We start from the raw sequence: 26,087 nt of genomic DNA, 5'->3' as shown, positions 1-26,087 counted from the left end.
GGTGCGGGATCCTTTGCTGTCGTGGTCGAGCGGTCGCAATTTTATGCAAGCGTTAGATTTAATGCCCTGGGGAGAGCCTCCAGCGTCGGGGACGAAAGGTCAAGCGTGAGCCGAGCACCCCAGAACGCGTCGTCGTCCGGACTGCTGAGACGCATCAACGCCGTGAGCGTGCTCGACTTCGCCTGGGCCAACGACGTCTTCACCGCCACCGAGGCCATGGACGCGACCGGGCTGACCCGGTCCACCGTGATCAGCCGGTGCGCCGAGCTGATCGAGCTCGGCTGGATGCGCGAGGTCGAGCGCGCACCCGAGCCCGCGGGCAAGGGCCGGCCCGCCCGGCTCTACCAGCTGAGGGCCGACGCCGGGTACGTGGTGGGGGTCGACGCCGGACAGCACCGCGTGCTCGCCACCGTCAGCGACCTCCGGGGCGCCGAGGTGGGGCGGCAGGAGCACCCGATCGACCGGGCGCACGACAACGCGCCCGACCGGCTCGCCGTCACCGATGCCACGATCGACGAGGCGCTCGCCGCGGCCGGCGTCGACCCGTCGCGAGTGCTGGGGATCGCCGTCGGCGTGCCGGCCCTGACGGACGCGCAGGGCGCGACCCCGCCGGGCCCGAACACGTTCTGGGCGCGGATGAACCCGGGCTTCGCCGAGCACTTCCGTGAGCGCGGCTGGCACGTGACCGTCGAGAACGACGCCAACCTCGCCGCGCACGCCGAGCGCGCGCTCGGGGCGGGGCGCGACGTCGGCTCGTTCGCCGCGCTCCTGTCCGGCGAGCGGTTCGGCGCCGGCATCGTGGTGGACGGCGCCCTCGTGCGCGGCAGCAACGGCGGGGCCGGCGAGATGCGCCTGCTCGACTACGTGGTCGGCGTGGGCAGCCCGCACGGCCTCGGCCACCTCGCCCGTGCCTGGGGCCGGGAGGCGCACGAGTCGGGCGTGCTGCCCGCCGACAGCGCGCTGGGCGCCCTGCCCACGAGCGCGATCGACGCCCCGGCGGTGTTCGCGGCGGCCGCGGCCGGCGACGTCGGCGCCATCGCCGTCGTCGACCGCCTGGCCGACCGGCTCGCGCGGGTGTGCGCCGTCATCGACGGCATGCTCGACGTGGACCGGATCGTCGTGGCGGGCGGCGTGGCGCCCGTGGTCGGCGACCTGCTGCGACGGACCGCGGCCCTCCTGGACTCGATGGTGCACCCGCCCGCCCCGGAGCTCGTCGCCTCGTCCTTCGGGGCGGACGCCGTGATCGTCGGCGCGTCCACGCTCGCGCTGGAGCGTGTGCGGACGGACGCGCTCGACCTGGCCCTGGGGGTCGAGGACCAGGGGCGTGCGCCGGTGACGGGCTAGCGGCCTCGGCCGTTGGGGTGGCCGTTCCCGTGGCCCGTGCCGGAGCCCTTGGCCTGGTCGCTGCCCTTGTCCTTGCCGTGACCCTTGCCGTTGCCGTGGCTCTTGTCGTTGCTGCTGCCGGGGCCCTGGCCACTGCCGTTGCCGTTGCCCGGGCCGTTGCCCTTGGCCGGGCCCTGGTCGTTCTCCTTCGCCGGCCCCTTGCCGTGGTCGTTGGAGGGGTTGCCGGGCGGGCCGCCGGGGCCCTTGTCGGGCGGGCCGGGTGCCGGGGGTGTCTCGGGTTCCGGCTCGGGGGCCGGCGGGGCCGGCGGCGTCTCCGGCTCGGCCGGGTCGGGGTCCTTCGGCGCGGGCGCGGGCTTGTCCTTCGCCGGTGCGGGGGCTTTCCGGGGCGGTGCGGGGGTCGCCGCGGGCTCGGGCGGGGTCTCCGCCGTCACCGCGGACGCGGGCACGGCGGTGGTGACCTGGTCCGGCGCCGCGACCGGCTCGGCGTCGGTGTGTTCCTCGGCGGGCGCGGCCGGACGCCGCGGCGGGTCGGCGGGCGGCGACGGGTCCTGCGGCGGGTCCGACTCGACGGGCGCCTCCGTGCCCCCGCCGTCGAACGGCTCGCCGTCGGCCTGGATGGAGGGGCTGTCGGGCTGGACGGCGATCAGGGCCATGGCGCCGGCACCGATGGCCAGCGCGGCGGCCACACCCGCCGCGACCGCGGCGTGCTTGGTGCCGAACGAGCGGAGCCTTGTCGTGCGGGTGGATCTTGTCGTGCGGGTGGATCCGGCGGCGCCCGCGATACCCGCACCGGCGGCGGTGCCGGTGAGGAGTCCGCCGGCGATGAGGTGCTGGCCGAGGTCGCGGAGCATCCAGGAGACCTCGCGGACGTCGATGAACGCGCGGGTGCATTCGCCGCAGCCGTCCATGTGGACTTCCAGGCGGCGTTGCCGGCGGGGCAGGAGGCGGCCTTTGAGGTAGTCGTGCATGGCGGCGCGGGTGGTGCGGCACTCGGGTTCGTTGACGGTTTGTGCGTGGGCGGCGGCGAAGGCGCCGGCGAGGCGTTCCTCGGCGCGGCGCAGGCGCATGGTCACGGCGTGGGGTCGGACGCCGAGGCCGGTGGCGATGTCGGTGACGGCCATGTCGTGGACGTGGCGGTCCAGGAGGATCTTGCGGTCGTCGTCGGCCAGGTCGGACAGTGCGGTGCGGAGCATGGAGACGTCGGCTTCGCGTTCGGCGTCCAGCTCTGCGCCGGCGACGGGGGGTGTCAGGCCGTCGAGGGTGTCGTCCTCGACGGGGCGGGCGCGGCCGGCCTCGCGGGTCATGGAGATGGCTTCGTTGACCGCGGCGCGTCGCCAGTAGGGGGCGGGGTCGTCGATGGTGCCGCCGGTGGAGACGATCCGGACCATCTTTTCCAGCGCGCGGCTGGTGGCTTCTTCGGCGTCGATGCCGGGTACGCGTGCTGCGACGGAGCGTACGACGTTGGGCCGGTGCACCACCCAGTCGTCGACCGGTGCGTCATCAGTGGTCACGCCGACCTCACCCCTTTCCACACAGAGCTGTCCCCACTCAGACGATCCCGGGAGGCGCAGCCTGGGGTGCGCTGCACTGGTAGGAGATACGGGCGAAATGCGTTGATCGGCCTACACGTGATTGATGTCTGAAATGGCACGTGAAAGGCGACGTTCCGCCCGATCCCGTTCGGCCCAGCATACGTAACGCAGCTTCAATATGGCCCGCCACCGCGGATGAAATGTGTCTCAGGACGGCCGTCCGGACGTCGGCCTGCGACATCGCGCGGTGCCGTGGACAAAGGCCCGTAGAGGACAACCCCGACATTTCGGTCTGGCCCGTTCAGGGATCGCCCGGGCGCGCCCCTGGAACCCTCGCGGAACTCTTGGCCCGCTCCTCGCGGTGTGAAAAAACTCTGGCATGAGGACACCTGAACACCTGGTCAGATCCGCTTTTGTCGCGACGGCGGTCGTGGCGTGCACGGCCCTCGTGGCACCGAGCGCGGTGGCGCTCGCCGGGGCGGCGGCGGGCCCGACGTCGGTCGTGGCGGCGTCCGCGGCTCCGACGTCGGCGGTCGCGCCGTCGGAGGCAACGCCGTCGGACGCGGACGAACCGACGCTCGCGCTGCCCGAGCCGACGGGGCGGTACCCCGTCGGCTTGATGCCGCTCCACCTCGTCGACGAGGACCGTGCCGATCCGTGGGTGCCCGAGGCGCGCCGCGAGCTCATGGTGTCGCTGTGGTACCCGGCGGTGCCGCGCGGCAGGATCGCGCCGTACACGTCCGAGGCGGTCTCCACGGCGATCATCGAGGGCGCGCGGCTGCCGGTCGCGCCCGACATCCTGACGACCGTCGAGACCCATGCCCACGACCGGGCCCCGGCACTTCCCGGGCGACGTCCGCTCGTCGTGCTCTCGCCGGGCGCGAGCCTCAGCCGCGAGTCGCTGACGTCGCTCGCGGAGGACCTGGCCTCCCGCGGGTACGTCGTGGTCGGCGTCGACCACACGTACGAGGCGCGCGTGGTGGAGCTGCCGGGCGGCCGCGTCGCCGGATGCCTGCTCTGCGAGCGGGAGAACACCGCGGAGCTCGGCGCCTGGGTCGCGCGCGGGCGCAGCGCCGACGTCAGCTTCGTGCTGGACGAGCTCACCCGCGGCTGGCTCGGGACCCACGCGCCGGTGATCGACGCGCGGCGCATCGCCGTCGTCGGGCACTCGATCGGCGGGGCCTCCGCGGCGGTCTCGATCATGGACGACCCGCGTGTGGACGCGGGGGTCAACCTGGACGGCACGTTCCAGGTGGACTTCCCCGAGGGTGGGACGGACCGGCCGTTCCTCATGCTGGGCGGTGCCGCGCACGAGCCGGGCGCCGGCGACGGGACGGACTGGCCCGACAACTTCGCGCGGCTGGGCGCGACCAGCCGGTGGCTGCAGGTCCCGACCGCGAACCACGGCTCCTTCACGGACCAGCTCATGTTCCTCGACCAGCTCGGGGTGCCGCTGCCCGGCGGCCCGGGCACGATCGGCGGCGAGCGCGGCGTGCGGATCACCACTGCGTACGTGGGCGCGTTCCTGGACCGGCACCTGCGCGGGCTGGACGCCCCGCTGCTCGACGGCCCGTCGGCGGCGTACCCGGAGGTCGAGCTCCAGGACTGACGCGGGGTGCCGGCCGACCGCGGCGGCCGCCGATGTGCGCTTCTACCCAGCCATTGGGCCCGGATCTCGCGTGTTTTCGGGCCCAATGGCTGGGTAGAAGCGCACCTTCGTGCCCGTGGGCGCAAAGAGGTGGGGGGTTGTGGGTCGGGTGCCTAGGATCGACGCATGTCGAACTCCGTGCCCGCACCGATCCACCCCGCCGTCGAGAAGGTCACCGCAGCACTCGCCGAGGCGGGCGCCACCGGCCAGGTCCGCTGGCTGGACGACGCCGCGACGACCGCCGCGCTGGCCGCCGAGTTCCTCGGCATCGGCGTCGGCCAGATCGCCAACTCCCTGGTGTTCCTGTTCGACGGCACGCCCACCCTCGTGCTCACCTCCGGGGCCCACCGCGTGGACACCGCCTGGCTGGGCGAGCAGGTGGGCGCCACCGTCACGCGCGCGTCGAAGGAGCAGGTCCGCGAGGCGACGGGCCAGGTCATCGGCGGCGTCGCGCCCGTGGGCCACCCGGCGCCCGTGCGCACCTACATCGACACCGCGCTCGGCGCGTACGACGAGGTGTGGGCGGCGGCGGGGCACGCCAAGACGGTCTTCCCGACGACGTTCGACGAGCTGGTCCGCATCACGGGCGGCACCCCGACGGCGGTCACGCCGGAGAACTGACGCCGCCCGCTCAGGCCCCGTTCGCCGGACGGGTGGACGTCGCTCATCTCGCCGGGACCGTGTGCCAGTAGGCGGCGTTCTCGCTGACCTGCTGAAGGATCGCGTCCGCGGTCGGCGGCGCCGGCCAGAGCTGGAGCAGGTAGGAGTCCGGAGCCGTCTGGTCGTCGCCGGGCGTGTCCATGTCGTGGCCCGCGTCCATCGCGTGCAGGTTGTACCTGGCCCGGTGCCACCCGGTGCGCGGGGATCCGCAGCGGGTGGCACTCGTTGAACGTGTCGAGTGAGTACGCTCCGGCGCGGACGTCGACCGAGGCTTCGACGACGTCCTCCCAGGCGGCGCCGATCGGCGGTTCCGTCTCGGTCCACTCGACGCGGAACGCCACCTCGCCCGTGTGCAGCCCGGTGATTCCTCCGAGCCGGTGCGGTTCCCGGGCGCCCAGCAGGCCGTTCCTTTGGTCGCGCCGGGCGGCGATCAGGTCCTCGACGAACTCGCCGTCCGGGGCGACGGAGAAGTAGCCGTAGTGGACCGAGAGCCAGCCGTCGAAGAGAACTGTCATGGCGGCAGTCTGCCGGGAGCCACTGACACTGCGGCTGTCAGCCGAGCGCACTCCGGCCTGCGACGAGCGAGATCGTGCCCAGCACCAGGAACACCGGGGACGCCAGGATGCCGCACCAGAAGCTCGGGGCCGCGACCCGGCTGGGCAGGAACAGGCTCACGACGCCCGCCACAGTGATGAGGACGGCCGCGAGCATCAGGATGGGCTGCTCGAACACGAGGGCCAGCGGCGCGAAGTGGGTGCCGACGACGATGAGCACGGTCGGCGCCAGCAGATGCTGCCGGTCGGTGCGCGCGTAGAAGATCGCGAGCCCGGCGATGACGGCGACCTCCAGCCAGAACACCACGATGTAGGCGATCACCGCGAGGCTTCCCGAGGACATCGCAGTAGGCGTGCCCCAGCTGCGGATCAGCGTCGGCAGGCCGAGGCCGAGCAGCACCAGGCCGCCGGCGCCGAGCGCGCCGAGAACGACCCGCCAGACGACGCCGGCCGGCGGCCGCTCCTGCGCCCACCCGGCCCACACGAAGGTGACCGTGCCGAACAGCACCGCGGTGAACACCAGGTCACGAGCGAACTCCAGGTTCAGCATCCCGGACCACCTCCCGGCGCAACGCTAGCGAACAACGCGCCCGTTTTGCTCCGAAATGGACCCGACCTCCTGTGTGTCAACCAGGGTTGACAAACAGGCCCGCTGTCAACCATGGTTGACACCTCGAACCGGCACACCCTCGCCACCTGGAGGCGTCATGGACTCACCCGCGCGCAGCATCGCCACCGACGTCGTCGTGATCGGGGCCGGACCGACCGGCCTCTTCCTGGCCGGTGAGCTGGCCGCCCGGGGGGTGGGCGTCACGGTGGTCGAGCGCGCGCTCGAACCGGATCGGCTGCCGCGCGCGAACGGTGTGGTGGGCGACGCCGTCCGGCTGCTCGACGAGCGCGGGGTCTACCGGGAGCTCGCCGGGCACGACCGCAGCCTGCGCGGCCTGCTGCACCGGGTCGGCACACGGAACCTCGGACGGCACCCGCGTCCGGCGCCGGTCTTCGCCTACGCGGGCTTCCGCCTGCCCCTGCATCGCGTGCGCGACCACGCGGTCCACGTGCTCCCGGTGCCGCAGCGCACCCTCGAGCTCACCCTGGAGCGGTACGCGCGCGAACAGGGGGCGGTCGTGCGGCGGGGCCACGAGCTGCGGTCCTCCACCCAGCACGCGGACGGGGTGCAGGTCGAGATCGTCACCCCGGACGGGACGGACCGGCTCTCGGCCGCCTACCTCGTCGGGTGCGACGGCGCGCACAGCACGGTACGCAAGAGCGCCGGCATCGACCTTCCTGGCGTGACGCTCGACGGGGCGGTGTCGCGCATCGCGCACGTCACGATCCCGCGGTACGAGCTCACGCCGGGCGGCGCCCTGCGGATGCCCGGCGGGTCCGGTCTGCGGGCGTTCGTGCCCCACCGGACGGCGCGGGGTGTGCTCACCTTCGGCTCGTTCGGCACGGGGCTGACGACGATCAGCACCCTGGAGTGGGGCGGGGCCGCGCCGGACGACGACGTCCCGATGACCATCGGCGAGATGCGCGAGAGCGTCGCACGGGTCGTCGGCCGGCCCGTCGACGTCGAGCCGCCGCGCGGCCCCGGCCCGCACCAGCTGCGCCGGACGAACAGCAGGAACGCGCGGGTCGCCGCGACGTTCCGCGCCGGCCGGGTCTTCCTTGCCGGCGACGCGGCCCACGTGTTCACCGGCTACGGCGCGCCGTCGCTCAACGCCGGGCTGCTCGACGCCGCCGACCTGGCGCGCCGGGTGGCGGACGCGGTCGGAGGAGCCGCCGAGGCGGCACTCGACCAGTACGACGCCGTCCGGCGCGCCCAGGCGTTGCGGACCGTGGAGCACGGCGCCGCCCAGGAGGGCCTGCTCGCGCCGGGCGACGACGTGACGGCGCGGCGCGCCGAGTTCGCCGTCCGGCTGGGCGACCGGACGTTCCTGGCGGCCCTGGCGGACGAGCTGGCCGGCCGGGCGCCCGGCGCGGCCGGGCGGGTCAGCGCAGCCCCGTGACCGTCACCCGGATCGAGAGCAGCAGGTTGGTCGCCGTCACGAACAGCACGTTGCGCTTGACCCCGCCGAACGTGAGGTTCGAGCAGACCTCGGGCAGCAGCAGCTTGCCCAGCAGTGTGCCGTCCGGGTCGATGCAGTGCAGGCCGTCGTGCGCGGCCGCCCAGATCCGGCCGCCGTCGTCGACCCGGACGCCGTCGAAGGTGCCGGCGTCGCAGGTCGCGAGCACCTCGCCGCCGGACAGGGTCAGGTCCGGTGCGACGTCGAAGCGCCGCAGGTGCTTGCGCTCGCTGTCCGCGATGTAGAGGGTCCGCTCGTCGGCGGAGAAGGCCAGGCCGTTGGGTCCGGCGAAGTCGTCGGCGACCCGGGCGACCGAGCCGTCCGGGTCCCGGCGGTAGACGTGGGTGCCGCCGGCCTCGGGCACGGCGGCGAAGCCCTCGTAGTCGCTCTGGATCCCGTAGGTCGGGTCGGTGAACCACACGCTCCCGCCGCTGTGCTCGACCAGGTCGTTCGGGCTGTTCAGGCGCTTGTCCTGCCAGCGGTCGGCCAGCGTGGTGACGGTGCCGTCGGGCTCGGTGCGCGTGACCGACCGGGTGCCGTGCTCGCACTGGAGCATCCGGCCCGCGCGGTCGACGGTCCGGCCGTTGGCGTGGCCGCCGGGGCTGCGCCAGACGCCGACGCCGCCCGTGGCCCCGTCCCACGCGAGGACCCGGTCGTTCGGGATGTCGCTGAACAGCAGCGTGCGCCAGGCGGGCGAGTACGCCGGGCCCTCGAGCCAGCTGCCCTCGTCGAAGAGCACCTCGGCGAACGTGTCGCCGCGGACGGGCGCGAACCGCTCGTCGTGTCGCTCCCACCGGGCGCGAATCCTGTCCAGCGTCACGTGTGTACTCCTTTGTCCGGTTGCTCACCTGTGGGGGTGGGCGGTGACGTGCATGAGATCCGGGGGTGGCCGGGTCGGCTTCATCGCGTTCGGGCTGGCCCCGAAGAGTTCATCCTGGCTGGACAGTCCAGCACAGCCGGAGATCGCGGGTGCCGGCCGAACGAAGTTCAGCGCACCCGGCCACCCCTCGAACAGTGCTGTCTGCCTCGGCGAGGCCCGAACGGCGGCGCGCAGGCCCTACACCGCGCAGGCCCGACGGCGGACGTCAGCCGGCTCCGAGCACCTCGGCCGCCGTCGTGACCTCGATCAGCGGCGCGTACAGCCGCATGATCTCCAGGGCGCGTTCGTGGTTCTCCGGCGTCGAGCCCGCGCAGGCGTCCTCGACGACCAGGACCCGGCGGCCCGCGTCGGCGGCCGCCAGGGCGGTGGAGATCACGCAGCAGTCGGTGGCCACGCCCGCCAGCACCAGCGTGCCGGCGTCTCCGGTGGCGGCCGCCAGCTCCGGGCCCCACTTGCCGAACGTGGTGCGCGTGACGACGGGTGCGCCGGCGGCGACGACGTCGGCGAGGTCGGTGATCTCGTACAGCGGGTCGTCCTCGGGCACGAGCGCGAACGGCCACTGGTCGAAGTAGGCGCGCCAGGCGCCGTCGGGCACGCCGGGGGCGACGTAGCGCGTCAGGACGGTGCGCCCGGCGAACGCGGGGAGCAGGCGCCGCGTCCCGGCGAGCGCGCGCGGGTAGTCGGGGGAGGCCCAGGGGCTGGGCGGGACGGCGAACACGTCCTGCATGTCGATCACGACCAGGGCGGCGTCCGGCCCGACATCGGCGGCGTCCGGCCCGACGGCGTCCGAACCGCCGCTCACCGCTCCTCCTGCCGGCGCACCGCGCGGGAGCTCAGCAGGAGCGTCCCCACGAACCCGAGGGTCAGGGCCACCAGCACCCCGAGGTTCGCGAATGCCCAGTTCCCGTCCACCCCGCCGAGGGGACCGAGCAGGTAGCCCTGCCACTGCAGCCAGGGCGCGTAGGTGTTGGTCACCAGGCCCCAGCCGATGCCCGTTCCGACCACGACGAGCAGCACGGCGGCCCAGTTCACGGACCCGTAGCGGCCGTCGGCGTCGTACAGGTCGGCGTCGGCGTAGTCACGGCGGCGCAGCAGGATGTCGGCGAGCAGCACGCCGCACCACGCGGCGACCGGCACGCCGAGGGTGATGAGGAAGCCCTGGAAGGGGCCGATGAAGGAGTCGGCGACGAAGACGACGTAGATCGCGCCGACGACCATGAGGGCGCCGTCGATCGCGGCGGCCACCCAGCGCGGCGCGGGCAGCCCCAGGGAGAGCAGCGCGAGCCCGGAGGAGTAGATGTCGAGGGCGGCGCCGCCGATCAGCCCGGCGAGGGCGACCACGATGAACGGGATGAGGAACCAGGTGGGCAGGATCGTGGACAGCGCCCCGATCGGGTCGGCGCCGATCGCCTCGTTGAGCACGGGGTCGGAGCCGGCGAGCAGCAGGCCGAACACGAGCAGCACGACGGGGGCCAGCGAGGCGCCCAGCGTGGTCCACCCGACGATGCCGCGCCCCGAGGCGGAGCGCGGCAGGTAGCGCGAGTAGTCGGCGGCCATGTTGACCCAGCCCAGCCCGAAGCCGGTCATCATGAACACGAGCCCGCCGATCACCTGCGGGCTGCCTCCGGCGGGGATGGCGGCGACCGTGGCCCAGTCGATGTGGTCGAGCACCAGCACGATGTAGACGACGGTGAGCACGGCGGTCAGCACCGTGATGACGACCTGGAGCCGCATGACGAGGTCGAACCCGAAGACGCCCGCGACCACCACGATGCCCGCCACCACCACGAGGGCCACGACCTTGGTGACCGTGCCGCCGCCCCAGCCGAGCGTGCCGAGCACGGTCGAGGTCGCGAGCGTCGCCAGCGCGACGAGCACCGTCTCCCAGCCGACCGTGAGGATCCACGACAGCAGCGACGGCAGCTTGTTGCCCCGCACGCCGAACGCGGCCCGGGACAGCACCATGGTGGGCGCCGACCCGCGCTTGCCGGCCAGGGAGATGAACCCGCAGAACAGGAACGACACCACGATGCCGATGGTGCCGACCACGACCGCCTGCCAGAACGACACGGCGAACCCCAACAGGTAGGAGCCGTACCCGAGCCCGAGCACCGAGACGTTGGCCCCGAACCACGGCCAGAACAGGTTGCGCGGCGAACCGCGCCGTTCGGCCTCGTCGATGGTGTTCAGGGCATTGGTCTCGACGCTCGTGGGCGCGCTGCTCATGGTGGTGATCCTGCCACGACGCACGAAGGGCCCGCACCGTCCTGGTGCGGGCCCTTCGTGAACCGGTGTCGGACGGAGCCGACCCGGGTGTGTCAGCCGATCCGGAGGTAGACCGGGTTGTCCTGCCAGATCTCGGTGTACCGGACGGTCTGTCCGGGGACCGGCGCCTCGATCTGCATGCCGTCGCCCGCGTAGATGGCGACGTGGCCCGGGGACCAGATGATGTCGCCCGGCAGCGCGTCGGCGACCGAGACCTCGGTGCCGGAGTAGCGCTGCTCCGCCGAGGAGTGCGGCAGGGTGATGCCGACCTGGGCGTAGACGTAGGACGTGAAGCCCGAGCAGTCGAACCCGGCGGGGGTCGCACCGGCCCAGACGTAGGGGACGCCGAGGTACTGCATGGCGATGTCGACGATCTTGGACCCGGAGGTGGCGGCCGGGGCAGCCTTCTCCTCGGGCTCCTCGGCGGCGGGGGCCGCCGCAGGCTCGGCCGCGGCGGGCTCGGCCTCGACGACGGGCTCGGGCTCCGGCTCCGGCTCGGGCTCGGGCTCCGGCTCGGGGGCCGGCGTCACCTTGATGGTGCCGGACTCCAGCGCGAACTCGCTGTCGGCGGCGACCTTCACGGCGGGGGCGGTGTCCACCTTCGCCGTGGTCAGGGCGGCGGTGGCCACCTCGACGTCGGTCGGCTTCTGCGCGGCGTCCTGGACGACGTCACGCACGGCCTCGAGCTCGGCCGTGTTCGTGCTGGGGTCGTTCGCCGGGGCGGCGTTGGCCGGGATGGCGAGGAGCGAGACGAGCAGACCCGATCCGGCGGCGACGACCGCGCCACGGCGGGCGGTTGCGGAGATGCCGCGGGCAGCGGCGCGCGAGATGGGTGTCAGCGGGGTGATGGGTGGGTGGGCAGCACGATGGCGCCCGGGCATGCGTGTGGTCACAGCATTTTCTCCCGGCGCCTACGAGGTGAGCTGTCGGATTCGGATCGGAGAATGACCCGGCCGCGTCGTGCTGGTGCGGCTTCACCCCAAGGGCACCTCGCGGTGCCCACGTACTTGGTTCCCCCGTCCCTGTCATCTGTTCAGAGCAGATCTCGCGGCGGTGACAGGGCTCGGCGTCCACCACGAGTGCCCACGGAATTCCCCGTGAGCGGGACCGACCGTAGCCCGCCTCAGCGCGAAAGTCACGATCGCGTTACGGACATCCCGGCCCGCGCTGGAGCTATTGACCGGAATGTCCGACCTGCGCTAATGCGGTGGGCGCCGTCCGGATCGAGGACGGCGCCCACCGGGCCGAAGGTCCCGACTAGGACATCTGTCCAGGTCGCACATTGTGGTTGCGGGCGAACAGGTTGTCCGGGTCGTACCGCCGCTTGACCGACGCGAGCCGCTCGTAGGTCGACTTCGGGTAGACGTCTGTGACGTCCGTCTCATCCGCTGTCGTGAGGAAGTTCGCGTACGCCCCGCTGAGATACGGAGCGAGCCGGCCCCAGAGCCCGTCCAGCACCGGCCGCGCGGCCTCGATCACGGGTGCCGGGCCCCCGGCGAAGGTCGTGACCATGAGTTCCGCGCCCCGGTGGGCGTAGGCGGTGGCATCGCCCGGCACCCGGGACATCGCGCCGCCGAGGCTCCGGATCGAGATCGACGGCGCACCCGGCGACGTGCCGGCCTCGGTGAGGATCCGCAGGGTCTCCGCGACCGACTCCCGGTCCACGAGGCCGTCGTGGGCCACCACGTGGATGCCGGGCGGCGGCGTCGCGCCCTCCACCAGGACGTCCGCGTAGGCCATCAGCTCGACGTCGTCCGCGACGACCGTCCCGAGCGCGCGGAGGGGCTCCAGCGCGCGGGCCGCGGCGTCCGGGTCGTCGCCGTCGAAGGCCACGTGGATCTCCACCGGGGCCTCCGGCCCGCCTGCGAACGGGTTGGCGAGGTTGGCGATGGACGTGAGCTCCTCCGGCGCGGTGCGCAGGTAGTCCGCCCAGCCCTGGAGCACGGTCGCGGCCTCGGCCGCGGGGAACGAGACCTTGCCGAAGAAGACGCGCGTGGTGCGGTGCGCCGCGAAGTCGAACGACGTCACGACGCCGAAGTTGCCGCCGCCGCCACGGATCGCCCAGAACAGGTCCGGGTGCTCGTCGGCGCTCGCGGTCACGACCGCGCCGTCGGCGGTGACCACCTGGGCGGCCACGACGTTGTCCAGGGCCAGCCCGTACCGGCGGACCTTCCAGCCGATGCCGCCGCTCAGCGTCAGGCCGCCGACGCCGACGCTCCGGGTGTCGCCCGAGGAGATCGCGAGGTCGTGCGGGGCCAGCGCGTCCGCGACCTGGCCCCAGGTGGCGCCGCCGCCGATCCGCACCAGGTTGCGCTCGGTGTCGACCACCTCGATGTCGGCGAGCTCGCAGAGGTCGATCACGATGCCGCCGTCGTTGGTGCCGAAGCCCGGGAAGCCGTGGCCGCCGCCGCGGACCGACAGGGCGAGGCCCGAGCCGGCGGCGAATCGGACGGCCGCCTGCACGTCGCCCACGGTCTTGGGCCGCAGGACGTGGGCCGGGCTGCCCGCGACCAGCCGCGAGCGCGCGGCCGACTCGTAGTCGGCGTCGCCCGGCTCGATGATGTCGCCGCCGAAGTCGCGGCGCAGGGTGTCGAGTGCTGAGGTCATGACGTTCCTTCCACAGGGGTGGTGCGGCGTGCCGCACCGGACGAAGTCATGACTCCCCAGCCCCGGAAGGTGTGACAGGGCAACCGTGCGACCCCGGTCACACGGTTGCCGGGTCAGCGCCTCACAGCTCGCCCATCAGGTCGAAGTCGAAGCCCCTGCTCGCCCGGCCGCATCACCCGGAGCTGGAGCATCGCGCCGAACCGGGCCTCCGGGTCGTCGAGGTCGATCCCGCTCACCTCGGCGACCCGGCGCAGCCGGTACCGGAACGTGTTGGGGTGCACGAACTCCGCCGCGGCAGCCGCGGTCACGTCCCCGAACGCGTCCAGCCACGCCCGCAGCGTCGCGACCAGGCCGGCGCTGTGCTCGGCGTCGTAGTCGACCGGCCGGGCCAGCGGTCCGGCCACCTCGTCGCCGCGCGCCGCCACCACGTCGCGCAGAGTTTCGGGCGCCTCAGCGCGCGCCCGACAGCACCGCCTCGGCCACCACGAGGTCCTCCCACGACATGCCCGTGCTCTTGAACACGAGCGGCCGCGCGGGGTCGGGGCGGACGGCGCCCGTGACGACGTCGCGCATCGGCACCAGGTCGCCCGCCGTCAGGGCGCCGTCGGCGATCGCGAGCACCACGTCGCCCGCCTCGCGCAGCGCGGCACCCGGATCCTCGACCACGACGGTCGCGTGCGCCAGCAGGCCGGCGGGCAGCTCCCGGGCGTCCGGCTCGTGCGAGCCCACCGCGACGACGACGGCGCGGTCCGCGATCAGCGCGGCGTCGAACAGCGGCTCGCGGGCCGACGTCGCGCACACGACGACGTCGGCGGCGCGCAGGGCGTCGTCGGAGGCCAGGCCGCCCAGCCGGATCACCCGGGCGCCGTCGATCCGCGCGCCCTCGGCCGCCGCCGTACGGGCCGGGTCGCGGACGAGCTGGGTCACGTTGACCGGCCGGCCGGTCAGCGTGTCCGCGAGGGTCGCGACGTGCCCGTGCGCCTGCGGGCCCGCGCCGATGACCGCGACCTGGAGCGGGCCGGTGGCGCTCGGCGGGTCCGGAACGCCGGCCGGGCCCGCGGTGTCGCGGAGTCGGTCCAGCACCGCCGCGACCGACACGGCGGGCGTGCGCAGCGTGGTCAGCGCGATGCCGTCCAGCGCGGCCACGACGCCGAGCGTCGCGGCGTCGAACAGCACGTACGACCCCTGGATGCGGGGCAGGCCGAGGGCGGCGTTGCCGGGCGCGACCGTGGCCAGCTTGATCCCGACGTGCCGCAGGCCGCCGCCGTCCGACGGCATGAGCAGGAGCTCGCCGGCCCCCAGGGACACCCCCTGGCGGGGCAGGTCCGCGGCCGGGTCGAGCCCGCCGGCGAGGGCGGCCCGCAGCGCGGCGACCGCGTCGGCGGGGGAGCAGGCGGCGGCCACCGCCGCGGCGTCCAGGACGAGGGGCGCGCTCATCGCAGCACGAACCCGGGTACGAGGGTGTCGGCGGGGTCGACGACGAACCGGTGCTCGCCCGTGCGGTACGCCATGCCCGTGACCTGCGGGATCACGGCGGACAGGTCGCCCACCCTCGTGGTCCCGACGACGGCGCCCGTGAAGGCGGACCCGACGATCGAGGTGTGCTCCAGCACCGGGCCGCCGACGCCGACCCGGCCGTCGTCGGCCAGCACGGCCAGCCGGGCGCAGGTGCCCGAACCGCAGGGCGACCGGTCGACCTGGCCGTCCGCGAAGATCGTCACGTTGCGCTGGCGCACCGTCCCGTCCGGGCCGTCGCCCAGCTCCTCGTACAGGATCGTCCCGTACACACCGCTCAGGCGCGGGTCGGTGGGGTGGACGGCCAGGCTCTCGGCGTCGATCGCCTGCTTGATCTCGCGGCCCACGGCGATGAGGTCGGCGTAGGAGGCCGGCTCCACCGCCAGGCCGAGGCTCGTCGCGTCGACGCTCGCGTAGATCGCGCCGCCGTAGGTCAGGGTCGCGGACGCCGTGCCGCGCTGGGTGGGCACGGGCACGTCGCGGGCCAGCACGTAGCTCGGCACGTTGACGAAGTCGACGCCGACCGTGCGCCCGCCGGCCCGGTGCACGCGCGCCGTGACGCGGCCGGACGGCACGTCCACGACGACGTCGGCCGTGCCGTCGTCGGGCGCCGCCACCAGGCCGGTGTCGACGGCCCAGGCGCCCAGCGCGATGGTGCCGTGCCCGCAGGCGGTGGAGAACCCGTCCTTGTGCCAGAAGAGCACGCCGAGGTGGGCGCCGTCGTCGTCCGGCGGCACGATGAACCCGCCGTACATGTCGGCGTGCCCGCGCGGCTCGGAGCACAGCAGCCGCCGCAGCTCCTGGGCCTCGGTGCTCGCCAGGGCGCGGGTGCGGCGGTCGGCCACGGAGTCACCCGGCAGGGGCACGGGCGGCTCCGCGACGATCCGGAACGGCTCACCCGCCGTGTGGTAGTCGGTGGTGGCGACGGTCTGCGTGATCACGCCGCCATCCTCGGACATCTGACGGGGGCCGTCCACGTGCCCTGCGCGCCGGGTCGCCGGCGCGATCTCTGACGTCGTCACGAGTTCAGGGCCTGGCCGGGTGCGCGGTCGTCCCGGCCGTCGGCGATCCGGATGGCCAGCCCCCGGATCGTCTCGAGCTCGTCGGGGCTGAGGTGATCGACGAACCTGTTCCGTACCGACGCGAGATGCGTGGCGGTCGCCCCTCGCAGCGCCGCGTACCCGGCCTCCGTGAGCTGGAGCACCACACCGCGGCCGTCGGCGTCGTCGGGCAGCCGGTCGACGAGACCTCGGGTCTGCATCCGGCTGATCTGGTGCGAGAGACGGCTGCGGGACCACTCCATCTTCGCCGCCAGGTCCCGCAGTCCCCACCGGTGGTGGTCCCGCTCCGCGAGCGTGCTGAGCACGTCGTAGTCGGGCAGCGACAGGCTGGTGCCGGCGAGGTCCTTCGCGGTCCGCTCGGTGACGGCCACGAGCATCCGGCGGAACGCCCGCCACGCCGCCTCCTCGTCCGGGGTCAGCCAGCGCCGCGTGCCGCGGTGCTCGGGGTAGGGCGCCGAACTGGTCGTTGACATGTCCACGATCCTACCTCTACGGTCATTTCATGTACACGTCAACGAAATCGCGCAACGTCCTGGTCATCGTGCCGAGCACCCGGCCGGGGCGGCGGGGGCCGGTCGTGTCCGACTGGTTCACCTCGTCGGTCGCCGGGCGCGCGAGCGAGCTCCAGGTGCGGTGCACCGTCGCGGACCTGGCCGAGATCGGCCTGCCGTTCCTCGACGAGCCGGAGGAGCCGTCGACCGGGCGCTACGTGCACGAGCACACCCGGCGCTGGAGCGAGCTGGTCGAAGGCTCGGACGCGTTCGTGGTGTGCACGCCCGAGTACAACCACGCCATGCCGGCGGCCCTGAAGAACGCTTTCGACGCGCTGTCCGCCGAGTGGGCCCACAAGCCTGTCGCGTTCGTCAGCTACGGCAACACGTCAGCAGGCACGCGCGCCGCCCAGATGGCCAAGAGCGTCGCCGTCACGCTGGGCATGGTGCCGGTCAGCGCGACGGTGAACCTGCGTATCGCCGACAGCTTCGCCGGTGAGGGGCTTGTCGCGGACCCTCGGCGTGACGCCTCGGCCGTGCGGATCCTCGACGAGCTGCACGAGCTCGCCGGGCTGCTGGACGCCCTGCGCGTCCCCGGGCGGACCAGGGTCGACGGAGCGGGACCGGCCGGGCTCACCATCGCCCCGGCCCGGGACGTCGACGCGGGCGAGCTGCTGGTTCTCCAGCGGTGCTGCTGGGTCGACGAGGCTCTGGCCAACACGACCCTCGACATCCACGCGCTCCACGAGCCGCTCGACGTCGTCCTGCGGGGGATCCGCGAGCAGGCCACCTGGGTGGTCCGCGACGGTGCGCGCATCGTGGGTGCCGTGCGGGCGCAGAGCCGGGGAACGACCTGGGAGATCGGGCGGCTCATGGTGGCGCCGGACCACCGGGGTCGCGGGCTGGGCCGGTACCTCCTGTCCTGGGCCGAGAACCAGGCGCCGAAGGGTACGGAGCGCTTCGAGCTGTTCACCGGCGCCATGAGCACCAGGAACCTGCGCCTCTACGGCCGGGCCGGATACCACCACGAGTCCACGTCCGCCGGGGTGGCCCACCTCGTCAAGGCGGTGGCGAGAGGCACCGAGCCGGTCGCGGCGTGAGGGCGGCGCGCTCTGGACGCTCAGATCGCGCCGGGGCTCAGACCCCGTCGGCGGGAGCCGGCGCCGGAACGTCCTCCGGCGCCGGCTCCGTCGTGTCCGGCGCCTCCGTGTCGGCGTTCTGCTTCGTGTCGGCGCCCTTCTTCGCGGACCGGTCCTTCTTCTCGCCGTCCTCGTCCTTGAACACGTTGTCGAGCGTCACGACGAACGTCGTGAAGAGGGTCACGAGGATCGCGACGACCCACAGCGTCCACTGCAGGAACGGCCAGGGCGCCAGCGACCCGAGCCACCAGAACACCCAGGCGATGCCGCCGCCGACCCCGACGATCATGATCGCGCCGATCACCTTGCCGGCGTCCAGCCTGCGGCGTGGTCGCTGCTTGGCGGTGGTTCGGGTACCGACCGCACGGCGCGCGGCGCGGACCGCGAGCTCGTTGATCGAGTCCTCCAGGGCGTCCCTGCCCTCGCCCGCCGGCATGTCCCGGTGGATGGTGACGAGCCGGTGCAGCTTGCGGTCCGTGCCGGGCACCACGCCCAGGAACGCCGCGAACGCCGACACCACGGCGCCGAGCGCGGGCAGCCCCACCGACAGGATCGACACCATCTCCGAGGGGATCACGGCGCAGAGCCTACCCACGTGCGGGTGAGTTTTGCCCGGAATTGAGCACAGCAGTTTCTGCCAGAAGTGGCGCCTCGCCGGCAGCAACCGCTGTGCTCGATGCCCTGGGGTCGGAGGGCGCCCGCAGCAGCCTCCGCCAAAGGTCGTAGACGGAATGCCTGCCTGCGGGCGATGTGTTCGCGCCGGCCGGCCGACAGGCTGGTCACGTCCGGAAAAACACTCCCGGACCAGCCCGAACACCTGCCGAGCGCGAGGAGCGCGACGATGTTCTCGTCCCACGACCACACACCCACCGAGCGGCCCGACGACCCCGCGCCGGGCCGCGCCGGACGCCGAGCGCTCGCGGCCCTCGGCGTCCTGACGGCGCTCGCTCTCACCGTCACCGGGGCGCCCGCCGCCACGGCCGCCGAGCAGCCGACGCCGCCCCCGCCGGTCAGCGCCCCGTCCGGCGAGCACGCCCTGGTGGCGTCCGACGTCGACGCCTGGCTCGACGGCCTGCTGCCGGCCGCGCTGGAGAGCGCGAGCATCGCCGGCGGCGTCGTCACGGTGGTGCACGACGGCGAGATCCTCACCACCCGCGGCTACGGCCACTCCGACACGGGCACCACGGGCGGCGAGGCCGTGCCGGTCGACCCCGAGCGGACCCTCTTCCGTCCCGGCTCCGTCTCGAAGCTCTTCACCGCCACCGCGGTGATGCAGCTCGTCGAGAGCGGCGACCTCGACCTGGACACCGACGTGGCCGAGTACCTCGACTTCGACGTGCCGCGCCGGTTCGACGAGCCGATCACGCTCCGGTACCTGCTTACCCACACCGCCGGGTTCGAGGAGCGGGTGGGCGGCCTGATCGGGTTCGGCGACCAGCCGGTCGTGCTCCGCGACGCCCTGGCCACCGACCCGCCCGAGCAGGTCTACGAGCCCGGCACCGTCCCCGCCTACTCCAACTACGGCAACGCGCTCGCCGGCTACATCGTGGAGCGCGTCAGCGGCGTCCCGTTCGAGGAGTACGTCGAGCGCAACGTCCTCGAGCCCACCGGCATGACGTCGTCCACCTTCGCGCAGCCGCTGCCGGGCGACCTGAGCGACCGGATGTCCCACGGGTACCCCTCGTCCGACGCCGCCCCCGGGCAGTTCGAGATCGTCGGCACCCCGCCGGCCGGCTCGCTCACGGCGTCCGCGCCCGACATGGCGCGCTTCATGCTGGCCCAGCTCGGCGAGCCCGGTGCGGGGTCGCTGCTGGAGCCCGAGACCCTCGACCTGATGCACTCGCCCGCCCTCGACGAGAGCACGCTGGGCGACCTCGCCGCCGCGCCCCGGATGACGCTCGGGTTCTTCGACGAGAGCCGCAACGGCCACCGCATCATCGGCCACGGCGGCGACACCCAGTTCTTCCACTCGCACCTGCAGCTCTACCCCGAGGAGCGCACGGGCATCTTCATCTCGCTGAACAGCTCGGGCGACGACGGCTACGCCACCATCCCGCTGCGGGAGGCCGTGCTGCAGGGCTTCACCGACCGGTACTTCCCGGCGGACGACGCCGGCACCGGCTCCGCTGACGCCGCCGGCACCGCGGACACCGCCACCACCGCGGACGCCGCCGTCGTCGACCAGGACACCGCCCGCGAGCACGCCGCGATCGCCGAGGGCAGCTACGTCTCCTCGCGCGGCGTCCGGAGCAACTTCCTCGCGGCGCTCGACCTGCTGAGCACCACCCAGCTCACCGCCCGCGCCGACGGCCGCCTGCTCATCACGCCCGGCCCCGGGGCGACGACCCCCGCCCTGTACGAGGAGATCGCGCCGTGGGTCTGGCGCGAGGTCGACGGGCAGCGCACCATCGCCATGCGGGTGGCCGACGACCAGGTCCAGGCCGTCGTCTACGAGGGCGCGTTCACGCTGCTGCCCGGCGAACCGGCGCGGGCCCAGGGCGTGGCGCTGCCCGTGCTCGGGGCGTCCGCGCTGATCCTGCTCGTGGCCGCCGTCGCCTGGCCGGTCGGCGCGATCCGCCGCCGCGTCCGCAAGCAGTCCCTGCCGCAGGGCACCGGGCGCGTCACGCGCATCCTGACCAAGGTCGCGGCGCTGTCCACCGTGCTCGCGCTCGTGGGCTGGGCCACCGTCGTCACGGTGGTCATGGGCCTGCAGGACGTCTCGGAGGCGTCCCTGCGCCAGCTCCAGGTGCTGCAGGCGATCGGCGCGCTCGGCGTCGTCCCCGCCGTGCTGCAGGTGGTCGGCGCCGTCCGGCACCGGCACGGCTGGCGCCGCGTGCTCGGCACCGCGCTCGTGGTGCTCGCCCTGGCCGCGGTCGCCTGGTACGCCGTCGACCTCCGCCTGCTCGCGCCGTCGGTATCGTACTGAGCCATGTCCACGACAGGCAGGTCCAGCACAGGCCGGCCCACGACAGGGCGGCCCACCACGGACGGCCACGCGGTGCTCGACGACCTGACCCTCCCGGTGCGTCCTCGCCGGTTCGACGAGCTGCTGAACCGGGCCGGCCTGACCAGCCCCGTGTCGCGTGACGCCCTCCTCGCGGCGGTCGTCCTGATCCTGACCGCCGTCCTCCTGCTCGGGCTGTTCGAGATCGTGCTCGGGGCCGAGGGCCTGACCCTCGGCCCCGTGCAGGGCGTGGTGCTCACGGTCGGCGCGTGCGTCCAGGCGCTGCCGCTCGTCCTGCGCCGGGTCCGCCCGGTCCTCTGCCTGGCGCTCGTGGTGGCCTGCCAGGTGGTCATCGTCATGGCCTCGCCCGACGACCTGTCCGTCGGCGGCATCCCGCAGATCATCGCCGGCTACACCGTCGGCACGCTGCTGCCGATCCGCCGGGCGCTGGCCGTGACCGGGGCGGCGGCCCCGGTCGCGGCGCTCGCCGCGGCCGCGACCGCCCTCGTGACCGGGAACGACCTGCTGGTCCCGGTCCTCAACCACCTCGCGTCGGGCCTGATCACCTACGTGGTCAGCGCGCTGGTCGGCAATACCGTGGCCACGCGCCGCAACTACACCGAGCTGGTGCGGCTCCGGGCCGCCGAGGTGGTCCGCACCCAGGAGGCGACCACCCAGGCGGCCGTCTTCGCCGAGCGCTCCCGCATGGCGCGCGAGCTGCACGACGTCGCCGCGCACCACCTCTCGGGGCTGGTCGTGCAGGCGGCCGCCGTCGAGCGGCAGATCGACAGCGACCCCGAGGCCGCGAAGCAGGGCACCGCCTGGATCCGCGGGCAGGGCAAGGAGACGCTCGACAGCCTGCGGCTCATCGTCGGCGTGCTGCGGGAGCGCCCGGGATCCGGCGGGCCCGGCGAGGACCCGCACGACGCGCCGCCGCCCGGGCTCGGCGCCCTCGACGACCTGGTCCGGTCGGCGCGCGCCCTGGGCGACACCGTGGACCTGGACCGGACCGGGCGGCCGCGGCCGCTGGCACCCATCGCCGACGCCGCGTTCTACCGGGTGGCCCAGGAGTCGCTGTCCAACGCGCGCCAGCACGCGCCCGGCGCACCGGTCCGGATCGCCGTGCGCTTCGAGGACCGGGAGGTGGCGCTGGAGGTGACGAACGAGCGGGCGCCCGGGCGCACCTCCAGCGGGACCGCGCGGGGCTCGGACCGGCAGGGCATGGGGCTGATCGGCATGGGGGAGCGCGCGCACCTGGTGGGCGCCACGCTGAGCACGGACACCACGCCGGACGGCGGCTGGCGGGTGCGCCTGGCGCTCCCGCTGTACCGCGAGGTCACGACCGCGACGCCGGCGCGCCCGGCGCTCGCCGAGGGGGGACAGGGATGATCAGGGTCATGCTCGTCGACGACCAGACGGTGGTCCGGGCGGGGTTCCGGTTCCTCCTGGAGCAGGCCGACGACATCGAGGTGGTCGCCGAGGCGTCGAACGGCCCGGCGGCGGTCGAGCTCGCGCGCCGGCACCACCCCGACGTCGTCTGCATGGACGTGCGCATGCCGGGCGGCGACGGCCTCGCGGCGACGCGCGAGATCGTGGCGCGCGGGGTTGCCGGGGAGGCCGGGCCGACGACGCCGGCCGTGCTGGTCGTGACCACGTTCGACCTCGACGAGTACGTGTTCGGCGCCCTGGAGGCGGGCGCGAGCGGCTTCATCCTCAAGGACTGCGAGCCGGAGGAGCTGATCGACGCCGTCCGCCGGCTCGCCGACGGGCACGGCCTCATCGACCAGGCGGTCACCCGCCGGGTCATCACGGAGTTCGCCCGCCGCACGGCCCCGCCGCAGCCGGACACCGACGTCGCGCCCCAGCTCACGGCCCGCGAGGTTGAGATCGTGCGGCAGCTCGCGCGCGGGCTGTCCAACGCCGAGATCGCCCAGGAGCTCGTCGTCGAGACGAGCACGGTGAAGTCCCACCTGGGCCGCGCCATGGCCAAGGTGGGCACGCGCGACCGCCTCCAGACGGTGGTCTGGGCCTACCAGAACGGCCTGGCCCCGAGCTCCGCACGACCGGCACACTGATCCGCCGGTCTAGCCGGCGGATCCTCGACGCCGTGACACGACCGATCCGGTGAGCCCAGCGCCGACCAGCAGGAGCGCGACCAACGCCAGGACCAGCGCGTTCGTGCCCGTGGCCGCCAGGCCGTCGCTCCCGCTGCCCGTGGCGGTGCCGCCCTCTGTGCCTGTGCCCGGGGTGTCGCCGTCACCGCCCTGTGCGGGTGGAGTCGGCGGGGAGGGGGGTTCCGGTGCCGGCTCGCCGAGCGTCGTCCAGACACCCTGGGCGTCGTTGTCGGTCGGCGAGGCGTCGGTGTCGGTGTCGATCGTCGGTACGACGAGCGGGCTGAGGTGCTCGACGATCGCGTCGACGACCCCGTCCTCGTCGAGGTCGGTGTCGGGGGCCGGGGCGACGTAGGCGACGTTGCGCATTGTCGCCTCACCGGGTGCGGGGTCGGTGACCCGCACGGTCACCGTCAGGGCGGGTCCGTCGGCATCGACCGGCAGGTCGGCCGCGGCCGTCGCGGTGCCGCCGTCGATCGTGTAGCCGTCGCCGGTGATCGAGACGAGCTCGGCGCCGTCGGGCAGGAGCTGGGTGACCGACCAGCCGGCCGGCGCGACGCGCGGCCCCACGTTGTGCGGGGTGAGGGTCCAGGTGAGCAGGTCGCCCGCGCGCAGGACGCTGCCTGGTTCGACGTCGAGCTCCTGGGTGAGCGACAGGTCGATGCAGCTCATCGGGTAGAGCACGGGGGCCTCGGTGGGCTCGTGCACCTCGGCGCCGCCCCCGTCGTAGTACGGGGCGCCGTCGAGGAACCCGGTCGCGCGGCAGACCGAGCCCCAGTCGTTCGGGTCGTCGTGGTCGCGCGCGTCGACTGCGACGGGGCCGTCGACCGGGAGTGCGCGGGCGGGCGAGGGCGCGGTGTCGTCGCCGACGACGGCGTTCGCGTACGTACGGATCGCCGCGGTGCCGGCGGGAAACGTGTTGCCCGTGACGAGCACGTCGTCGCGCAGCGTGCGGCGGGCCGCCTCCGGGGCGTCGGCGTCGGCCGTACCCACCTGGATCCAGGTGCCGTCGCCCGCGAACGTGTTGCCCGTGATCTCGACGTCCGACGACGAGTACGAGCCGGCGAGCGCGCCGTCGGCCCAGAGCGGTGCGACGGTGATCGCGGCGAGCCCGTCGCCGCCGCTCTGGTCGACGGTGTTGTCCGCCACGAGCAGGTCGTGGGCGGGGCCGGCGGTGACGACGTCGGACTGGCCGCTCACGTCGTTGCGCTGGATCCGCACGTCGGTCGTGCCCTGCAGCACATGGATCCCGCTGTCGTTGCCGGTCATGGTGCTGTCGTGCACGGCGATGTCGTGGCTGATGCCGTTGGCGGGAGTCGTCACGACGAACAGGCCCACTGCCGAGTTGTCGTCGAACGTCGTCGCGCTGACGTCCAGGTTCCCGACGCTGCGTCCGTACAGGCCGTACTCGACGACGTTCGCGACGGTCGCGTCGGTCACGGTCGACCCGTCGGTGGCGGAGTAGAAGAAGCCGTACGAGCCGCCGTCGATCGAGGCGCGGTCGACGTCGACGTCCTGCGAGCCGTAGGCGCGCAGGATCGCGGCGCCGGTCACCGGCGTCGGCCCCTCCCGGCCCGTGACCGTGATGTCCTCCGCCTGGACGCCCACGGACTGGTGGATCACGAGGGCGGCGCCCGTGAGCTCGGCCGTGACGCGCGAGATCGTCGCGTTCTCGGCGCCCAGCAGGTACACCCCGCTCGAGGCGTCGGGCGCCCCGACGACGTCGATGTCGGAGATGGAGATGTCCACCCGGTCCGAGGTCGGGTCGGTGCTGGACTGCGCGCCGATCGCGTAGAGGAACCCGGTGGCGCTCACCTCCGAGACCGTGACCCGGCCGGCGTTGACGAGGTTGATGCCGGTGCCGGCGGGCCCCCACGTGCCGCTGTCGAGCACCGCCCCGGTGACGACGGCACCCTGGGTCGAACCCAGCAGGATGCCGCCGAACGCGGTGATCACCGGGTCCGTGATCGTCGGACCGGCGCCGGTGTTCGCCGCGCTCGTGGTGATGCCGTACATCGCCCCTGTGATCGTGGGCCGCTCGATCACCACCCCGGTCGCCCCGAGCGTGACGATCCCCGTCGACTGGGCGGCGCCCGCGAGCGTGATGTCGGCGTCCAGGATCCTCGCGTCGGTCGTCGCGCCGAGGGCAATGCCCTCGCGGCCGCTGCCGTCGACGACCGCGTCGGTGATCGTCGGGCCCGATCGGGTGTTCGTGGGTGAGATGCCGATGCCCCGGGCGAAACCGCGCACGACGGGGGTGTCGACGACGGCGCCGGAGGAGTTCGCGAGGTCGATCCCGGTTCCCGTGCTCCCCGCGGCACCGGTGACGTCGATTCCCGACACGGTCGGCGTGGTCGTCGTGCCGAGGGAGATGCCGGAGGTCGCGGCCACGATCGAGCCGCCGGAGACGACGACGCCGGTCGCGGTCGACGCCGCGGTCGCGACGATGCCCGTCGCGACGCCGGCGATCTCCGCTCCGGTGACGGTCGCGGCCCCCGTCGTGAGGTTGATCCCGTACGACGAGGCCTCGCCCGCGCCGTCGACGTCGAGCCCCTCGATCGTGACGCCGGTGACGCCCGCCCCGAGCTGGACGCTCGTCGGGCGGGCCACCGGCGTGGGGTTGCGGATGGTGAGGTTCGACAGCACGGCGCCCGACGCGGTGACGGAGACGATCGCACCCGTGTTGGCGGCACCGATCACGACGTCGTCGTCCAGCGTGAGCCCGCCCCCGCTGACGGTGAACCGGGCGTAGAGCGTCGAGGCGGCACCGCTGTCGAGCGTCACGGCCCGCGGGAGGGTCAGCGCACCGGTGAACGCGTAGCCGTTCGGGTCGAACGAGACGGTGGCACCGGCGGGGGCGGCGTTGATCGCCGCCTGGAGCGTGAGCAGGTCCGCGTCCGCCGGGCGCTGGTCCGGTGTGCCGACCCAGGCCATCGGTACGGTGTTCGCGTTCGCCACGATGGCGGGTGACGGCGGCGGCGGGACCTCGGTGATGCTGTCGTCCGGGACGGCCGCCGGTTCCTCGAGGGCGTCCGGGGTCGTCGGGTCCGCGGGTGGTGGCGGGTCACCGGTGTCGACGGTGTCGGGCGGAGAGGCACCCGTGGCCGGGAGGGCCGCGGGCATCATGACGGCTCCGGCGAGCAGCACGGTCGTGGAGAGCGCGGCCACGCCGGTCCACCACCGATGCGGGCCGACAAGCCGCGTCATCTCGTCATCTCGCCTCATCGTGTCGAGATGGTGGTTGATCCAGCAGTCGTCGTTCTCACCCGA

22 protein-coding genes and 1 riboswitch are annotated in these 26,087 nt (G+C 73.7%); of the genes, 8 read left to right on the top strand and 14 right to left on the bottom strand.

Annotated elements, in window-relative coordinates:
• Positions 1-105 precede the first annotated feature (105 nt).
• On the top strand, positions 106-1,344 hold the full coding sequence (locus ACIPN7_RS07880; protein ID WP_400539778.1) for an ROK family protein: 1,239 nt from the start codon (positions 106-108) through the stop codon (positions 1,342-1,344).
• On the opposite strand, the gene ACIPN7_RS07875 is transcribed toward ACIPN7_RS07880, so the two are convergent.
• Positions 1,341-2,855, bottom strand: a complete 1,515-nt coding sequence (locus tag ACIPN7_RS07875) for an RNA polymerase sigma factor (protein WP_400539776.1) — start codon at positions 2,853-2,855, stop codon at positions 1,341-1,343. The two genes, ACIPN7_RS07880 and ACIPN7_RS07875, sit on opposite strands and share 4 nt — an antisense overlap.
• Before the next feature lie 400 nt (positions 2,856-3,255).
• Here ACIPN7_RS07875 and ACIPN7_RS07870 point away from each other — a divergent pair, with 400 nt between their 5' ends.
• Positions 3,256-4,485, top strand: a complete 1,230-nt coding sequence (locus ACIPN7_RS07870; RefSeq protein ID WP_400539774.1) for an alpha/beta hydrolase family protein — start codon at positions 3,256-3,258, stop codon at positions 4,483-4,485.
• Between the two features lie 165 nt (positions 4,486-4,650).
• Entirely contained in the window at positions 4,651-5,145 is a 495-nt protein-coding gene (locus ACIPN7_RS07865) for a YbaK/EbsC family protein (protein WP_400539772.1), read from the top strand.
• 43 nt (positions 5,146-5,188) lie between these two features.
• Here the strand turns inward: ACIPN7_RS07865 and ACIPN7_RS07860 are convergent, their stop codons facing one another.
• On the bottom strand, positions 5,189-5,344 hold the full coding sequence (locus ACIPN7_RS07860) for a hypothetical protein (protein ID WP_400539770.1): 156 nt from the start codon (positions 5,342-5,344) through the stop codon (positions 5,189-5,191).
• 392 nt (positions 5,345-5,736) lie between these two features.
• On the bottom strand, positions 5,737-6,288 hold the full coding sequence (locus ACIPN7_RS07855) for a hypothetical protein (protein ID WP_400539768.1): 552 nt from the start codon (positions 6,286-6,288) through the stop codon (positions 5,737-5,739).
• 157 nt (positions 6,289-6,445) lie between these two features.
• Between ACIPN7_RS07855 and ACIPN7_RS07850 the strand changes: the two genes are divergently transcribed.
• Complete coding sequence (locus tag ACIPN7_RS07850) at positions 6,446-7,747, top strand: FAD-dependent monooxygenase (protein WP_400539766.1); 1,302 nt, start codon at positions 6,446-6,448, stop codon at positions 7,745-7,747.
• Here ACIPN7_RS07850 and ACIPN7_RS07845 read toward each other — a convergent pair.
• The 9 genes from ACIPN7_RS07845 to ACIPN7_RS07805 form a co-directional block, all read right to left on the bottom strand.
• Complete coding sequence (locus tag ACIPN7_RS07845; RefSeq protein ID WP_400539764.1) at positions 7,731-8,624, bottom strand: SMP-30/gluconolactonase/LRE family protein; 894 nt, start codon at positions 8,622-8,624, stop codon at positions 7,731-7,733. The two genes, ACIPN7_RS07850 and ACIPN7_RS07845, sit on opposite strands and share 17 nt — an antisense overlap.
• A gap of 265 nt (positions 8,625-8,889) precedes the next feature.
• Positions 8,890-9,486 (bottom strand): cysteine hydrolase family protein, encoded by a 597-nt coding sequence (locus tag ACIPN7_RS07840; protein WP_400539762.1) that lies wholly within the window; start codon positions 9,484-9,486, stop codon positions 8,890-8,892.
• Entirely contained in the window at positions 9,483-10,910 is a 1,428-nt protein-coding gene (locus ACIPN7_RS07835) for a purine-cytosine permease family protein (RefSeq protein ID WP_400539760.1), read from the bottom strand. Before ACIPN7_RS07835 ends, ACIPN7_RS07840 begins: the two co-directional genes overlap by 4 nt.
• 92 nt (positions 10,911-11,002) lie before the next feature.
• The gene (locus tag ACIPN7_RS07830) at positions 11,003-11,842 is read right to left on the bottom strand and encodes a C40 family peptidase (protein ID WP_400539758.1); all 840 of its coding nucleotides are present in this window, start codon (positions 11,840-11,842) and stop codon (positions 11,003-11,005) included.
• 1 nt (position 11,843) lies between these two features.
• A riboswitch (cyclic di-AMP (ydaO/yuaA leader) is annotated at positions 11,844-12,012 on the bottom strand.
• A 194-nt stretch (positions 12,013-12,206) separates the two neighbouring features.
• Complete coding sequence (locus tag ACIPN7_RS07825; RefSeq protein ID WP_400539756.1) at positions 12,207-13,556, bottom strand: FAD-binding oxidoreductase; 1,350 nt, start codon at positions 13,554-13,556, stop codon at positions 12,207-12,209.
• 113 nt (positions 13,557-13,669) lie between these two features.
• Complete coding sequence (locus ACIPN7_RS07820; protein WP_400539754.1) at positions 13,670-13,984, bottom strand: helix-turn-helix domain-containing protein; 315 nt, start codon at positions 13,982-13,984, stop codon at positions 13,670-13,672.
• 22 nt (positions 13,985-14,006) lie between these two features.
• Positions 14,007-14,993 (bottom strand): ornithine cyclodeaminase family protein, encoded by a 987-nt coding sequence (locus ACIPN7_RS07815; protein ID WP_400539753.1) that lies wholly within the window; start codon positions 14,991-14,993, stop codon positions 14,007-14,009.
• The gene (locus tag ACIPN7_RS07810; protein ID WP_400539751.1) at positions 14,990-16,012 is read right to left on the bottom strand and encodes a proline racemase family protein; all 1,023 of its coding nucleotides are present in this window, start codon (positions 16,010-16,012) and stop codon (positions 14,990-14,992) included. Before ACIPN7_RS07810 ends, ACIPN7_RS07815 begins: the two co-directional genes overlap by 4 nt.
• 77 nt (positions 16,013-16,089) lie before the next feature.
• Positions 16,090-16,605 (bottom strand): MarR family winged helix-turn-helix transcriptional regulator, encoded by a 516-nt coding sequence (locus tag ACIPN7_RS07805; RefSeq protein ID WP_400539749.1) that lies wholly within the window; start codon positions 16,603-16,605, stop codon positions 16,090-16,092.
• Positions 16,606-16,634: 29 nt separating this feature from the next.
• Here ACIPN7_RS07805 and ACIPN7_RS07800 point away from each other — a divergent pair, with 29 nt between their 5' ends.
• Complete coding sequence (locus ACIPN7_RS07800; protein ID WP_400539747.1) at positions 16,635-17,723, top strand: GNAT family N-acetyltransferase; 1,089 nt, start codon at positions 16,635-16,637, stop codon at positions 17,721-17,723.
• Positions 17,724-17,760: 37 nt separating this feature from the next.
• Here ACIPN7_RS07800 and ACIPN7_RS07795 read toward each other — a convergent pair whose 3' ends face one another.
• Positions 17,761-18,339: a hypothetical protein gene (locus ACIPN7_RS07795; protein WP_400539745.1), complete on the bottom strand. Its 579-nt coding sequence runs from the start codon at positions 18,337-18,339 to the stop codon at positions 17,761-17,763.
• A 264-nt stretch (positions 18,340-18,603) separates the two neighbouring features.
• Between ACIPN7_RS07795 and ACIPN7_RS07790 the strand changes: the two genes are divergently transcribed.
• Genes ACIPN7_RS07790 through ACIPN7_RS07780 form a run of 3 tightly spaced genes read left to right on the top strand, consistent with a single transcriptional unit; the run spans position 18,604 to position 22,781 of the window.
• Complete coding sequence (locus ACIPN7_RS07790; RefSeq protein ID WP_400539743.1) at positions 18,604-20,688, top strand: serine hydrolase domain-containing protein; 2,085 nt, start codon at positions 18,604-18,606, stop codon at positions 20,686-20,688.
• A 3-nt stretch (positions 20,689-20,691) separates the two neighbouring features.
• Positions 20,692-22,095: a sensor histidine kinase gene (locus tag ACIPN7_RS07785; RefSeq protein WP_400539741.1), complete on the top strand. Its 1,404-nt coding sequence runs from the start codon at positions 20,692-20,694 to the stop codon at positions 22,093-22,095.
• Complete coding sequence (locus tag ACIPN7_RS07780; RefSeq protein ID WP_400539739.1) at positions 22,092-22,781, top strand: response regulator; 690 nt, start codon at positions 22,092-22,094, stop codon at positions 22,779-22,781. The genes ACIPN7_RS07785 and ACIPN7_RS07780 overlap by 4 nt, the downstream gene beginning before the upstream one ends.
• 9 nt (positions 22,782-22,790) lie before the next feature.
• Here ACIPN7_RS07780 and ACIPN7_RS07775 read toward each other — a convergent pair whose 3' ends face one another.
• Positions 22,791-26,024: a right-handed parallel beta-helix repeat-containing protein gene (locus tag ACIPN7_RS07775; RefSeq protein WP_400539737.1), complete on the bottom strand. Its 3,234-nt coding sequence runs from the start codon at positions 26,022-26,024 to the stop codon at positions 22,791-22,793.
• Between the last annotated feature and the right edge of the window lie 63 nt (positions 26,025-26,087).

The sequence above is a fragment of the Promicromonospora sp. NPDC090134 genome, assembly GCF_044746965.1.
Classification (GTDB): Bacteria; Actinomycetota; Actinomycetes; order Actinomycetales; family Cellulomonadaceae; genus Promicromonospora.
Note: the sequence above shows the minus strand (reverse complement) of the source record. Positions and strands in the feature narration are given on the sequence as shown.

What these genes read in the sequence shown, in the direction of transcription:
- ACIPN7_RS07870 (WP_400539774.1), top strand. Translation starts at nt 3,256, where the DNA reads ATGAGGACACCTGAACACCTGGTCAGATCCGCTTTTGTCGCGACGGCG.
- ACIPN7_RS07865 (WP_400539772.1), top strand. Translation starts at nt 4,651, where the DNA reads ATGTCGAACTCCGTGCCCGCACCGATCCACCCCGCCGTCGAGAAGGTC.
- ACIPN7_RS07860 (WP_400539770.1), bottom strand. Translation starts at nt 5,344, where the DNA reads ATGGACGCGGGCCACGACATGGACACGCCCGGCGACGACCAGACGGCT.
- ACIPN7_RS07855 (WP_400539768.1), bottom strand. Translation starts at nt 6,288, where the DNA reads ATGCTGAACCTGGAGTTCGCTCGTGACCTGGTGTTCACCGCGGTGCTG.
- ACIPN7_RS07850 (WP_400539766.1), top strand. Translation starts at nt 6,446, where the DNA reads ATGGACTCACCCGCGCGCAGCATCGCCACCGACGTCGTCGTGATCGGG.
- ACIPN7_RS07835 (WP_400539760.1), bottom strand. Translation starts at nt 10,910, where the DNA reads ATGAGCAGCGCGCCCACGAGCGTCGAGACCAATGCCCTGAACACCATC.
- ACIPN7_RS07825 (WP_400539756.1), bottom strand. Translation starts at nt 13,556, where the DNA reads ATGACCTCAGCACTCGACACCCTGCGCCGCGACTTCGGCGGCGACATC.
- ACIPN7_RS07815 (WP_400539753.1), bottom strand. Translation starts at nt 14,993, where the DNA reads ATGAGCGCGCCCCTCGTCCTGGACGCCGCGGCGGTGGCCGCCGCCTGC.
- ACIPN7_RS07805 (WP_400539749.1), bottom strand. Translation starts at nt 16,605, where the DNA reads ATGTCAACGACCAGTTCGGCGCCCTACCCCGAGCACCGCGGCACGCGG.
- ACIPN7_RS07800 (WP_400539747.1), top strand. Translation starts at nt 16,635, where the DNA reads ATGTACACGTCAACGAAATCGCGCAACGTCCTGGTCATCGTGCCGAGC.
- ACIPN7_RS07790 (WP_400539743.1), top strand. Translation starts at nt 18,604, where the DNA reads ATGTTCTCGTCCCACGACCACACACCCACCGAGCGGCCCGACGACCCC.
- ACIPN7_RS07785 (WP_400539741.1), top strand. Translation starts at nt 20,692, where the DNA reads ATGTCCACGACAGGCAGGTCCAGCACAGGCCGGCCCACGACAGGGCGG.
- ACIPN7_RS07780 (WP_400539739.1), top strand. Translation starts at nt 22,092, where the DNA reads ATGATCAGGGTCATGCTCGTCGACGACCAGACGGTGGTCCGGGCGGGG.
- ACIPN7_RS07775 (WP_400539737.1), bottom strand. Translation starts at nt 26,024, where the DNA reads ATGACGCGGCTTGTCGGCCCGCATCGGTGGTGGACCGGCGTGGCCGCG.